The following is a 12,159-nucleotide window of genomic DNA, read 5'->3' on the forward strand; positions in this document are numbered from 1 at the left end:
AGTAAGTCGACTTATGGAGCCAGGAATTCCCTGACTTGTCGTCAACAAGGACGCGACGTCCCAACTCCCCCTGGCGCTCTTCCCGTTCGGCCGCCTCATTCCCTAGGTTAGGGAGCGCATTAAACGTGCTTAATCCATCACTGTCGTTGCGAGGTCGGTTGCCGTGCTCGGACGCACTGTCGCGCGCCATGGACGCACATCCGAACGTTACGTCAGAGGATTCGGTGCAGCCGTCATTGCCGTGGCCGCTCTGATCACAGCAGCCAACGCGGGTCCGGCAAGGGCAGCGGAGCCCGGACCGGCGCACCACGCCGTCCAGAGCCGCTGGTGGGGCGAAAACCCCAGGTGACTAGTCCGGCAGCGCCCGGCGCAGTGCCGTATCCAGGCGGCGGGCCAGCGTCTCGTCGCTCGGCGGGTCGTCGGCGAACAGGGCACCCAGCTCGGCGGTGAAGGTCTGCGTGAAGGCCCCGTAGAGCGGGGTGCGCGGGCGCTGCACCGCCTTCTGCAGGGCGGGGAGCAGGATGCGGCGGGCGTAGAGGGGGCGGCCGGCCGGGTCGCGGGGCATGTGGTCGGTGCGCTCGCCCGTGGGGGACGCCGAGGGGGTCGCCCCCGGGGTGGGTGCGGACGTGCACTTGACGTGGTCGTCCACGTACGCCGACGTGCGGGTCGCGGCGAAGCCCGCGTCGAGCAGGCAGCGTTCGCTCTCGGCGCTGGTGAGGAAGGCGATCAGTTGCGCCGCCTTGTCCGCCCGCTGCGAGTCCCGGGTCACCGCCAGGTTCTGCCCGCCGAGCACCGCCCGGCCGGGCAGCGGCGCCACGCCGAGCTGCTGCGGGGTGAAGGACTGGTGGAGCGTGCGGTAGGCGTACGGCCAGTGGCGCAGGAAGGCGGTACGGCCGTCCGCGAAGTCGCTGAGCGAGGCGGCCTCGTCGGAGTCGACGGCATCGTCGAGGGTGTACGGCTTCTCGGTGCGCAGGCGCAGCTCCGCGATGCCGTCGGTCAGCTCCTGGACGCCGGCGGTGTAGTGGCCGGAGGCGTCGGTCAGCGTGGAGTCCTTCGTGGCCGAGGCGAACGCCTCGATCGCGTTGACCGTACGGCCCTCGTACCCGGCGAGCTGCGTGGTCCACGCCTTCTCGAATCCCTTGGGCGGATGTGCGTCGAGGGTGTCGCCGAGGCTGCGCAGGTCCTGCCAGGTGGTGCCCGCGCCCAGGTCGGGCCGCTGGACGCCCGCCTCGTGGAGGTAGTCGCGCCGGTAGTAGAGCAGCCCGACGTCGCTGTTGAACGGCACCGCGTACTCCTTGCCCTTCCAGCGGGCCGTACTGGCGACCGACGCGATGACGTCGCCATCGACCGCCTTGTCGGCCAGCGGACGGATCAGCCCGGCCTCGGCGAACTCCGGCACCCAGGTCACGTCCAGGTTGACCACGTCGTACTTGGCGCTGCCCGACTGCAGGGCGCCCAGCAGCTGGCTGCGCTGTTCGTCGGCGGAGCCGGGGAGTTCCACCAGGCGGGCGTGGTAGCGGGAGTTCTCCTTCTCCTGCTGCCGGTTCCAGGCGTCGATGAGCTGCTGGCGGATGCCGTTCTTGCCGGTCACGTCCCGGCCGCTGGCCACCACTATGTCCCCGGGCACGTCGGCGGCGGGCGTCTGGGACACCCGTGGGCCGCCCCCGGTGCAGGCGGTGGCCGCGAGCAGCGGCAGCAGGAGCAGTACGGCCAGTCGTCGTGCCATCGGTCCTCCCCCCTCACGATGCGCACGGGCCGGCATCGCCCGCCCTCGCCCCTCACGATGCGTACGGGCCGGCGTCATCAGTCCTCCCCCGTTCCCACGCGCGCGACCTCGTCGTGCAGGCCCGTGCCGAGGTCGTCGCCCGCGTCCAGGCAGCGGCCGCCGCTCGCCTCGGCGATCCGGGCGTCGGGGCGGCCCTTGTCGCAGGAGCCGCTGGCCAGGGACACCATGTCCACCGGCACCTTCTCCTGCCGTGCCCTGGCCAGCACGTCGTCCAGGTTCCTGCCGGTCAGCCGGTTGTCGTCCTCGTCGTCCGTGATGTAGACGATCAGCTGCGGCCGCTTGTCGTCGGTGCCGCGGCGCGCCATGTCGTCGAGCGCGGCAAGCAGGGCCGCGTGCGGGTCGGCCTCGGCGTCCCGCACCTGCGCCTTGGTGTCGATGGCGTGCTCGGCCTCGCCGCGGCGGTGATGGCCGAAGGGGAGCGGCATGTCGTACCGCCGGTCGCCGGACGTCCCGTACACCGCCCACACGCCGTACTCGTCCTGGGTGCCGAGGCCGCCGAGGGACTGCTTCAGGATGCCGGGGCCGCCGCTGGGCCCCTGCCACTGGGCGGTCATCGATCCGGAGCTGTCGAGGAGGTAGAGGACCCGGCCGGGGCCGTTGGCGCTGCGGTACCGCTCGAGCGCCGTGTCCATCGCCGCCTGCCCTGCGGAACCGGGCAGCGGGCTGGGGTTGCGCAGGACGCCGTCGCCGGGGTGGTCCGTGTCGAGCAGAGGGTGGCCGGAACCCGACGCGGACCGGAAGCCGGCGCTGCGGAACGCGGCGAGGCCCTCCTTGCCGGTCAGCCAGTCGTGGAAGCGGGCGACCGCGTCGACCCGCGCCGCCGCGTCCCGGACGGCGCCTTCCCAGTGGACCCGCACGAAGGTGGGCGTCAGGCCCGGTACGTCGTCGGGGTACTCGGCGGTCCGCGGCACGCGCGTGGTCCCGGCGCAGCCGACACCGCTCTTCAGCAGGAACTCCGGGACCAGAGCGGCGGTGCGGTTGTCCGCGGCGTGGTCGTCCGGCAGCGTGCACAGCAGGTCGGCGGCCATCGGCGCGGGCGGTCCCGTCGGGCGGACGCCCTGTTCCGCGCTGCGCGGGTCGGCCGTGCCGCCGCCGTACAGGCCGATCGTCGCCAGCAGGGCCGAGTCGGTCACCTCCGGGTCGCTGCGGCGCAGTTCGGCGGTCGGGTCCTGCTTCTTCAGGTCCGCGATCAGCTGGGCCAGCGGGCGCCCGACGCGCTGGTCCAGGCCGGCTCCGGCGATGTTCTGCGGCACGGCCAGCACGACCGGGGAATACACGAACGGCTCGGTGTCCGGTCCGAGTTCGGTGAAGACGCGGTCGGTCTGGTCGGTGGTGACCCGGGCCACGTCCGTGATCGATGCGGGTATCCACACGTCCGGCTGCGGCCCGACGTCCCGCTGCGGGTTGGTGTCCTCCTCGCGGGGCTCCTGCCAGGCGCCGGTCTGCTGGTGCAGCGCGCCGACCGCTGTGGCCGCGCCCGCGCTGTAGACGGTGATGCCGGTACGGCGGCAGCCGTGCCCGGTGGTGTTGGCGTCCGAGGTGAGATACGCGTCCGCGGCCGCGCGCACCGTCGGCTCCAGGTCGGGGTCGGTGAGGAGGCGCAGTTCGAGCGGCGGCGCGCAGGAGTGGTCGTCGCCGAAGCCGATGAGCTTGTAGCAGCCGAGACTGAGGGCGACCAGCGCGAGCACCAGCGTGGCGCTCACGGCGACACGGACCCGGACGCGCAGCCCGCCGAACCAGCGGATGAGGGCTCCGATCCAGGTGCGGAGCGGGCCGAGGAGTGCCCGGAGCGGGTTGCGGGACCCGGAGTCGGAGCCCGTCGGCCGCGCCGATTCCGGTCGTTCGGTGCGCGGCGGCTGCTCGGACGACTGCGAGGAGGGCGCCGGCTGCTCGGACGACTGCGGGAAAGGGGCCGGCTGCTCGGACGACTGCGGAGGCGGCAGCGGCTGCTCGGACAACTGCGGAGGCGGCAGCGGCTGCTCGGACAACTGCAAAGGCGGCAGCGGCTGCTCGGACAACTGCGAAGGCGGCAGCGGCTGCTCGGACAACTGCAAAGGCGGCAGCGGCTGCTCGGACAACTGCGAAGGCGGCAGCGGCTGCTCGGGCGAACGCGGTGCTGCGGAAGGCTCCGGTTGCTGCGAGGGCTCCGGCTGCTCCGGGGGCGCAGCCCGCCCGGGCAGCCCTTCGCCGAGGGGTGCCGGCCCGGGTCCGTGCGCCACCGCCTGCGCCGACTCGTCCCCCTGCGGCGCCACGGCCCGCGCGGCCAGCAGCACGTCCGTGCCCGGCTCCCCGGCATGCTGCGGCTCCCACAGGTCCCCGAGCGTGGTGGTGTGGCCCGCTGCGGCCATCCGGCCCCGCAGCCGTTCGAACAGCTCCAGAAATGACAACTCCCCGTCCACGTCGAGGAGTTGTACGAGCTCGTCGGTGAACGGCGTCGGTCTCGTGCCGTCCCCCGAGTCGATGAGGCGGTTGGCCTGCACGCTCATCAGCAGCAGGATCTTCTGCCGACGGTCGGCGAAGTCGTGCCAGATCTTGTCGGCGTTACCCGCGTAGCAGCAGTCGAGGATCACCACGACCCGCTCGGCGCGGCTCCCGGCGAGCTCGGTGAGCACACCGGTGAAGGCGACGGCGCCGGGAAACACCGCCCGGCCGCCCGCGACGACGCGCGCGTTACGCATCTGCAGGAACAGCTCGTCGCCCGCACTGGGCACGGCACCGTGTCCGGCGAAGTAGCACAGCAGCAGCCCCTCGGCCTCCTGGGCGGCGGTGCGCAGCTCCTCGCTGAAGTCGTCCAGGGACGGCGAGCGGCACACGGTGATCTCCCGCTCGTCGACCGCCCCGCCGCTGCGCAGCACGTCCCTGAGCCGGTTCAGGTTGTGCCGGACACCGGGCAGGCCGCCGGGCACGCCGTCGGGCTCGGCCGGTCGGGTGTGGTCGTACTCGGACACGCCGACCAGCAGCGCCCGGTTCACCCGCCCACGCGGGTCGAAGCGGTTCACGGGCTATTCCCCGTCGAGGTTCACCGGATCGACGTGCGCCTCGGGCGGATCACCGCTCTCCACCTCGCGGCGGTTGGCCTGCCAGGCCGCCACCGCCCGCCGGGTCTGCGCCAGCAGTTCCTTGAACACGATGTCGGCTCCCGCCCCGACCAGGACCAGCACGATCTCCATGCCGATCCCCATGTGACCGGGCGGCGCGTCCGTGCCGAGCCGCTCGAGGATCCGCAGCTGCCCGTCGCGGGCCAGTCCCTCCAGCGGTTTCTCCCGCTCCAGCCACGCCTTCAGCGCGCCGACGTCGTTTCTGCTCGCACTCCCGTCCAGCCGGACCCGGATGCCTCTGCCGACCACGCCATCCCCCTCAGACATAACTCACCATTCTGGCACCACAGTCGGCGTCAGAGGGAGAGGTCGTACCGGACACACGCAATCACTTGGGCGGCCGCCTGTCAGCAACTCCTGTCGAGACCTGCCGGCAACGCCCGGCCGACCCCGGTCAGTGCTGCGCCTGGAGCTGCCGCAGCTGCCGCTGCACATGGTCCAGCGCGCCGCGGCGCCGGCCGGGGACACGGCCGCGCAACTCCGCGAGGGCCGACCCGAGTTCACGGGCCTGGGCCGCGTCGCGGATCTGCCCCCACTGGTGGTGCGCGCGGTCGACGGCGGCCTCGACCGCGGGGGCGTCGGGGGGCTGCCCCATGGCCAGGCGAGTGGTGGCGACGGTCAGCCAGGCGCGGCAGCTGCGGACGGCGTCCCCGGCGAACATCGCCAGGTCCGCGCGGACCTCGGCCCAGTGCAGCGCGTCCTCGGAGGCGGCTCCGTGCTCCCGTACGGCGGCCTGCTCCCAGCGGGCGGCGAGCGCGTCGGCGTCGCCGTGCCGGCCGGACTGGACGCAGGCGGTGATGGCGGCGTGCGGGTCGGTCGTCGCCGGCCGCTGCGCCGTGAGCACGAGGCCTGGGCCGCCGTTCTCGCCGACCAGCCGCGCCAGCGCCTGCTGGTGCAACTGCTCCAGGGGCGGCCGGTGTCCGCTGCGCAGGATCGTCGCCACCGCCTTCATGTACGACGGCGCCGCCACCGTACGCCGGGACGGCGGCGGCGCGATGCGCCCGTACACGGCGGTGGTGTGGCCCGAGTCGAGTGGACGCGCCCGCAGTTGTTCCCAGCTGTCCGCGTCCGCGTGGAGGTCGACCACGAGCGTCGTCGTCCCGGCCGGGCGCAGCCGGAGTTCCTCGCGCAGCCAGTGCCAGGGCAGTGCCGTGTAGCGGACCGTCGCCGGGGTCGTGCGGGCCAGTGCCAGGTGGGGCAGGTGCTGGCGCCGGTCGAGCTGGAGCTGGCCGGTGACGAAGACGGTCAGCGGTCCGGGGGCCGCCGCGGCCGCGCGCAGCCGGGTCAGGACGGCCTGCGGCTCGAGCGGGTCGGCGAGTTCGACGACGGTCGCGGTGTCCGTGCCGGACAGCACGGCGGGCGGGACGGCGGCGAGCACGGGGAGCACGGACGCGGCGTCCACCAGGCGCCCCCTGCCCACGGGCGAGGCCGCGAGCAGCAGCACGGTTCCGGGCATCGTCCCCCCGTCGGTGTTTCTGTCGGACGCGTACGGCAGCACCGTAACCGCTGCGGCTGCATAGGCGGGTGTCACGGCTGCGCACTCCTGCCCCCGGCGTCGGGTGCGGCGGCCCGCCGTACCGCGAAGATCGTCGTGTCGTCGGCCAGGTGCCCGCGGCAGTGGCGCAGCGTGCCGTCCCGGACGTGGGCGACCAGCCGCTGCGGCTCGGCAGTGCGCGGATCTGCGGCGACGGCGCGGGCCGGCACAGCGGCGAACGGAACGGCGGCGACGGCGCGGGCCGACACAGCGGCGAACGGAACGGCGGCGACGGCGCGGGCCGACACAGCAGCGAACGGAACGGCGGCGACGGCGCGGGCCGACACAGCAGCGAACGGAACGGCGGCGACGGCGCGGGCCGACACAGCGGCGAACGGAACGGCGGCGACGGCGCGGGCCGACACAGCGGCGAACGGATAGAACGTCCCGACGCCGCGCGGGCCTCCGTCACGCCGTCGGTGAACAGCAGCAGGGTCTCGCCGGGGCGAGGTTCGCCCGCCGCACCGGCGGCGGACCGACGGCGGCGAGCTCGCCGAGGCCGAGCGGGAGCCCGTCGCCGAGCGGCAGCAGCCGTACGCCCCCGGGGGCCGACCACCAGGGGCGGCTCGTGGCCGAAATTGACCACCTCCACAGCGCCCGGGTCGTCCTCGGGGAAGCCGGGCAGGACGGCTGTGGCGAAGCGGTCGCCGTCGTCCCGGCCGAGGGCGGCGGTGTGGCAGCGGTGCCGCAGCATGCGGATCCCCAGGCGTTCGGCGACGGTCGCCAGATCCCGTTCGTGGTAGGCCGCCTCCGCTCGCCGCGCACCCGGACCGCGCAGGTCGGCACGGCGAGAACACCGCCCGCGGCGACGAGGATGAAGCCGGGCGCCCCAGTCCGGTACTGGTGCGGCCCAGGCGCTGTCCACCAGGACGTACGTGACGACGGACAGCGCGGCGAACACCGCCGTGGCCCGCCTCGCAGATCGCGGCGGAGATGCAGGGCACCAGCACGATCCAGAAGATGATCCGGAACTCGCCGGTGGTGTTCCAGTCCACCACCGGGATCGCGACGAGCAGCAGCAGCGCCGGCACCCAGGCCACGCTGCGCCCGCGCACGCGCACGCGCTGCTGCCGGTGCAGGACGTCTTGGCGACCGGATCGCGGATACCGGTCGAGCAAACTCCGGCCCCCGCCGCCGTCGCTCACGGCCCTCAGCGAAACACAGGCGGCACGGGCCGCAGGCGGGCCGGGGAATCCGCCTCGAACACGCCGTTCCGCCGACTTGCCGACGCCCGTTCCCAGGTGTGCTCTGGTAGGCGGGGGCGAAGAGAGAGGAGTGCTCTCATGGCTCACGCGGCACCCGTGTCCGGCGGCACCACCCGCGGCACCCGCACGCCCGACATCTTCAGCGAACGGACCCACGCCACCGCGAGGTGGGCGGTACCCGTCCTCCTGGGACTCGTCTACGGCTATTGGGCCGCGGCCAACCGGCGCAGCGGCGGACCGATCACGGGCTGGAACGTCCTGTTCGGCTTCGTGACCGCGATCGTGTTCATGGTGGTGATGGCCGGCGTGCTGTACGTGGCCCCGCGCCTGAGGCGCGAACAGCACGCCCTGCTGTGGTTCGCCTTCACCGGCGTGGCGTTCGGCTTCCTGTACAGCCAGACCGGCGCGGCGGTCCTCAGGTCCATCGGCATGGCGCTGGCGGTCGCCGGGTTGGTGGGCGTCGTGCTCTTCTACTGGTGCTACACGCACGAGGATGCGGAGGGTCATCGGATCGGCCGCGAGGACGCGGGGGACCACCGGGTCGGCATCGAGGACGCGGGAGGCCACCGGATCGGCATCGAGGACGCGGAGGGCCACCGGATCGGCTGACGGAGCGCGCCCGGCCCGGCACCGCCACTGGCCCAACCGGGTCACCCGAATGCCGTCCCCCCGCTCGCGCGCCAGGCCCGCAGGCCCTTGCCTAAGAGGGTGCCCCCACATCTGCGGAGCGGCCTGTCGGCCGTGCTGATCGCCCTCTCCTGCCTGCTCATGCCGTTCGGCGCGCTGTCGGCCTGGGCGGCATACGGGCTCGCCGACACCGGCCGCTACGTCACCACGATGGCGCCGCTCGCCGGCGACCCGGACGTGCGTGACGCGATCGCGGACACCGTCGGAGCGGGGATCATGCACGAGATCGGCCACGAGCTGGACGTCCGGCCGATGCGGGGCACGGTGGCCCCCTTCGTGCACGACGCGGTGCGCTCGTTCACGCAGACCGCGGCCTTCCGCACGGCGTGGAACGAGGGCAACCGGGCCGCCCACGACGCCGTGCTGCGCGCACTGCGTGACGAAGGCGACGAGCGCGACCACCCGGTCACCGTCGACCTCGCCCCCATCACCGCCCAGGTCAAACGCCAACTCGTCCAGGATCACGTGCCGCTCGCGGACCGCATTCCCGTCGAGCACACCGAGGTCGCCCTGCTCCCGGCCCAGGAGCTGAGCCGCCTCAGAAAGGGGTTCCGCGTGCTGGAAATCGCTGGCTTCTGGCTCCCCGTAGCGGCCGTCGCGTTCGCCGTCGCCGGCATCGCGCTCGCCGCCTGCCGCCGCCGCGCGGTCACCGCCATCGCGCTCGGCACCGCCCTCGGCGGCGCGCTGCTCGCCCTCGCCCTCGCCGTCGGCCGCAGCCTGACCCTCGCCGACCTGCCCGACGAGGTCTCCCAGCCGGCCGCGGGCGCCGTCTACGACGCCCTGACGGCCACCCTGCGCACGGCGTGCTGGCTGCTGATGGCGCTCGGCCTGACGGTGGCCGCCCTCACCTGGCTCACCGGCCTCTCCGGCCGCCTGGGTCCGTTCCGCCTCGGACGACGTCGGCGAGCGTCCGCAGCGCCCGCTCCAGCTCAGGCTCAGCAGCCGACGCGAGCCCAAGTCTGACCGCGTCCGGGGTGCGGGCTGGGTCGACGGTCGGCCGCCGCGCGGGCGAGTCGGACGCGGTGCTCGTCGTCATCGGATTGTGCAGCGTCGGCTGGAGGTAGAGCGCGGACAGGGGCGCCGAGCGGTGGGCGGCGGCGAGGGCGTCCGGGCACAGGCCCTCCTCGTCCGTGGCCAGCGGGACCAGGGAGATGCCCAGCCGGGCCGCGATCTCCTTGACCAGCGGATACGTCAGCGCCTCCACGCCGACGCGGCCGCCCGGGCGGACCAGGGAGGCCAGGGCGGCGGCGATGGCCTGCCGGGCGTTGCCCGTGAAGAGCAGCTGGGCCGGGTCGGGACGCCAGCCCCGGGTGGCGAGCAGGGCGGCGGCCGCCGCGCGGGCCGCGGGGGTGCCGGTGGCGGCGGCCGGGCGCAGTGCCTCGGTCAGCGCGTCGGGCCGCAGCAGGGGCGCGAGGGCGGGCGCGAGGAGTTCGGACTGGCCAGGCGCGGAAGGGTAGTTGAGCGCGAGAATTCAACGAGGTACTGGGGGAGTTCCTGGCGCGGGTGGACCGCCCCTCGTAGTCTCGTGGCCGTGACCAACCAGCGCGGACGGCGGCTCGGTGCCTGGTGTGCCGGGCTGCTGTTCGCCGGGGTGAGCGTGATCGTCGGCTTCCGGGTCGCCGACAGCGATGGCATCACCCCCGTACCGCAGCTGCTCGCCTTCCTGCCGTGGCTGCTCGCGCCCACCGCACTCGGGCTGCTGCTCACGCTGCTCGGGCGCTGGTGGGCCGGGGCGGTGTGGGGCGTGGCGGTGCTCGGGCTGCTGGCGTGGTTCATCGAGCCGTACGGCAGGAGCGGCGAGCCGGACGGCGTCCCCGTCGCCGAGGTGCGGGTGCTGACCTCGAACGTCGAGTTCGGGCGCGGCACCGGGTCCCTCGTGCCCGTGATCCGGCGCGAGAAGCCCGACGTCGTGTTCGTGGAGGAGTGCGAGTACACCTGCCAGGCGACGCTGCGGCGGGACATCGGCGGCGCCTATCCGTACCGGCAGGCCGTCGTGGCCGGCGGTTCGCAGGGATCCCTCGTCCTCAGCCGCTACGCGCTGCGGGGCACCGACGGGGTGCGCGGCACGATGGGCATGCCCGGCGCCGTCGCCGACGTGCGCGGCCACGCCCTACGGCTCCAACTCGCTCATCCCATGCCCCCGCTGCCCGGCCAGGTGGCGCTCTGGCACCGGGAGCTCGGCAGGCTGCGCGCCTTCGCCGCCGGCTCCAAGGGCCCCACCATCCTCGCCGGCGACTTCAACGCCTCCCAGGACCACGCGGCCTTCCGCCGCATCCTCGACACCGGCCTGAGCGACGCCGCCCGCCTCGCCGGAGCCGACCGCACCCCCAGCTGGCCGGCCCGCACCGCCCCGGCCCTCGGCGCCCAGATCGACCACGTGCTCGTGTCGAAGGACTTCTCCGCGAGCAGCGCCCGCTTCCTCGACCTGGCCGACACCGACCACCGCGCGCTGCTCGTCGACCTCACGCTTCACCAGCGCACATGACCCGGCAAGGCCCCGGGCGTGCTGCCCCTGACGGGCTGTCCCTGACGTGCTGCCCCTGACGGGCTACCCCTGACGTGCTGTCCCTGACGTGCTGCCCCTGACGGGCTACCCCTGACGTGCTGTCCCTGACGGGCGGCACGTCCCGCGAGCTCCCCCGCGCCGCGGCGGTCGACGCGACGACGGACCGCACGGGACCGCACGGGACCGCACGGATCGCACGGGACCGCCGGCGGCACGGTACGCCTGCGCGGCCGCGGCCTGGGCCGGTCGGGCCCCGGCCACGGCAGCCGTACCGGTCGCGGCGGCGACGGTGACGACGGCGGCGGCCCGCATCACCGAACGGCGCGCGATCGCGCCGGCCACGACGTCGCCGACGTACTCGTTGTCGCTGGTGTTGGGCACCTCGTGGAAGCAGGCGTCACCACACCGGAAACGACAGGTCAGGGCGGACCCGCCCGCCGGGATGCGAGGCGGACGGCGTTCCGATCAACGGCAGCAGCTTGCGCACTTTACTCTCCCCTTGCATGCCCTTGGCGTGTACGTGACGTTAGGTGTACCCCTGTTCGGGTGCGCTGCCGCGGAATGAACGGATGGCGAACGGGCGGAATCCGAAAGGAGGTTGGCGTGGAGGCCGGGTCAGCACGGGCGGACGGCCGCGGACGGCGTTGACACGCACCGCTTCTCGGCGCTCTCCCCTGCCCAAGATCGCCACCCAGGGCCGCTAACCTTACGTGTCCGTCCTGGCCAGGGATTGACGGGCACCAACTCACGCGAAGGGTTGCGCACATGGGCATTCTCACTCTCCTGCGGAACGCATTCGGCCGATCACGCAAGGGGCGTACGGCCGAAGCAGAGGGTGCGGAGCAGGTCCCGTCCCGGGAGACGGCGCCGGCGCAGGACACGGCCCCCGCGCAGCAGCCGGAGCCGAAGGTCCCCTCCCCGGCGACCGAACCGACCCCCGAGCCCACCGCCACCGCGCACGTCCCCGACCCGCGCACCTCCCTCCGGGACGAACACGAACTGGTCGCGGCGGCCTTCGACAACATCACGGTCCCCAAGCCGGCCAAGCCGGTGGAGCCGACGGGGGCTGAGGAACCGGCGGTGACTGAGGAGCCGCCCGTGGCTGAGCAGTCGGTGGCTGAGCAGTCGGTGGCTGAGCAGTCGGAGGTGGCTGAGCCGCCGACAGTGGCTGAGCAGCAGACCACGGCGGCGGAGCCGGTCGCGGAGGAGCCCATCGCGGAAGAGCCCATCGCGGAGGAGGCCGTCGCGGAAGAGCCCGCCACGGAGACGCCCGCCACGGAGGAGCCCATCGCGGAAGAGCCCGCCACGGAAGAGCCCGCCACGGAGACGCCCGCCACGGAGGT

7 protein-coding genes and 6 pseudogenes are annotated in these 12,159 nt (G+C 73.7%); 5 read left to right on the top strand and 8 right to left on the bottom strand.

Going from position 1 to position 12,159, the window contains the following annotated elements:
- Positions 1 to 163 precede the first annotated feature (163 nt).
- On the top strand, positions 164 to 349 hold the full coding sequence (locus ABZV31_RS27585) for a hypothetical protein (RefSeq protein ID WP_355899004.1): 186 nt from the start codon (positions 164 to 166) through the stop codon (positions 347 to 349).
- Here the strand turns inward: ABZV31_RS27585 and ABZV31_RS27590 are convergent, their stop codons facing one another.
- The 6 genes and pseudogenes from ABZV31_RS27590 to ABZV31_RS27615 all read right to left on the bottom strand — a co-directional run.
- A complete protein-coding gene (locus ABZV31_RS27590; RefSeq protein WP_355899006.1) occupies positions 350 to 1,726 on the bottom strand; it encodes an extracellular solute-binding protein in 1,377 nt (458 codons plus the stop codon).
- Positions 1,727 to 1,803: 77 nt separating this feature from the next.
- Positions 1,804 to 4,785 carry a caspase family protein gene (locus tag ABZV31_RS27595; RefSeq protein WP_355899009.1) on the bottom strand — a complete coding sequence of 994 codons (2,982 nt, stop codon included), beginning with the start codon at positions 4,783 to 4,785 and terminating at the stop codon, positions 1,804 to 1,806.
- 3 nt (positions 4,786 to 4,788) lie between these two features.
- Positions 4,789 to 5,151: a hypothetical protein gene (locus ABZV31_RS27600; protein ID WP_355899012.1), complete on the bottom strand. Its 363-nt coding sequence runs from the start codon at positions 5,149 to 5,151 to the stop codon at positions 4,789 to 4,791.
- Between the two features lie 127 nt (positions 5,152 to 5,278).
- Positions 5,279 to 6,340 carry a hypothetical protein gene (locus ABZV31_RS27605; protein ID WP_355899014.1) on the bottom strand — a complete coding sequence of 354 codons (1,062 nt, stop codon included), beginning with the start codon at positions 6,338 to 6,340 and terminating at the stop codon, positions 5,279 to 5,281.
- Positions 6,341 to 6,411: 71 nt separating this feature from the next.
- A pseudogene (locus tag ABZV31_RS27610) lies at positions 6,412 to 6,582 on the bottom strand (serine/threonine-protein phosphatase); the annotation flags it as partial.
- 281 nt (positions 6,583 to 6,863) lie between these two features.
- A pseudogene (locus ABZV31_RS27615) lies at positions 6,864 to 7,112 on the bottom strand (hypothetical protein); the annotation flags it as partial.
- A 589-nt stretch (positions 7,113 to 7,701) separates the two neighbouring features.
- On the opposite strand from ABZV31_RS27615, the pseudogene ABZV31_RS27620 reads away from it, so the two are divergent.
- Positions 7,702 to 8,136: pseudogene (locus ABZV31_RS27620) on the top strand (hypothetical protein); the annotation flags it as partial.
- A 195-nt stretch (positions 8,137 to 8,331) separates the two neighbouring features.
- Positions 8,332 to 9,273 (top strand): hypothetical protein, encoded by a 942-nt coding sequence (locus ABZV31_RS27625; protein WP_355899017.1) that lies wholly within the window; start codon positions 8,332 to 8,334, stop codon positions 9,271 to 9,273.
- Between the two features lie 61 nt (positions 9,274 to 9,334).
- Here ABZV31_RS27625 and ABZV31_RS27630 read toward each other — a convergent pair.
- A pseudogene (locus ABZV31_RS27630) lies at positions 9,335 to 9,778 on the bottom strand (PLP-dependent aminotransferase family protein); the annotation flags it as partial.
- Between the two features lie 63 nt (positions 9,779 to 9,841).
- Between ABZV31_RS27630 and ABZV31_RS27635 the strand changes: the two are divergent.
- On the top strand, positions 9,842 to 10,795 hold the full coding sequence (locus ABZV31_RS27635) for an endonuclease/exonuclease/phosphatase family protein (protein ID WP_355899019.1): 954 nt from the start codon (positions 9,842 to 9,844) through the stop codon (positions 10,793 to 10,795).
- A 252-nt stretch (positions 10,796 to 11,047) separates the two neighbouring features.
- On the opposite strand, the pseudogene ABZV31_RS27640 reads toward ABZV31_RS27635, so the two are convergent.
- Positions 11,048 to 11,303: pseudogene (locus tag ABZV31_RS27640) on the bottom strand (phosphatase); the annotation flags it as partial.
- 278 nt (positions 11,304 to 11,581) lie between these two features.
- Here ABZV31_RS27640 and ABZV31_RS27645 point away from each other — a divergent pair.
- Positions 11,582 to 12,159, top strand: a pseudogene (locus ABZV31_RS27645) (Toxic cation resistance protein); the annotation flags it as partial.

Source organism: Streptomyces sp. NPDC005202 (assembly GCF_040608235.1).
GTDB lineage: Bacteria > Actinomycetota > Actinomycetes > Streptomycetales > Streptomycetaceae > Streptomyces.

What these genes read in the sequence shown, in the direction of transcription:
- ABZV31_RS27590 (WP_355899006.1), bottom strand. Translation starts at nt 1,726, where the DNA reads ATGGCACGACGACTGGCCGTACTGCTCCTGCTGCCGCTGCTCGCGGCC.
- ABZV31_RS27600 (WP_355899012.1), bottom strand. Translation starts at nt 5,151, where the DNA reads ATGTCTGAGGGGGATGGCGTGGTCGGCAGAGGCATCCGGGTCCGGCTG.
- ABZV31_RS27605 (WP_355899014.1), bottom strand. Translation starts at nt 6,340, where the DNA reads ATGCCCGGAACCGTGCTGCTGCTCGCGGCCTCGCCCGTGGGCAGGGGG.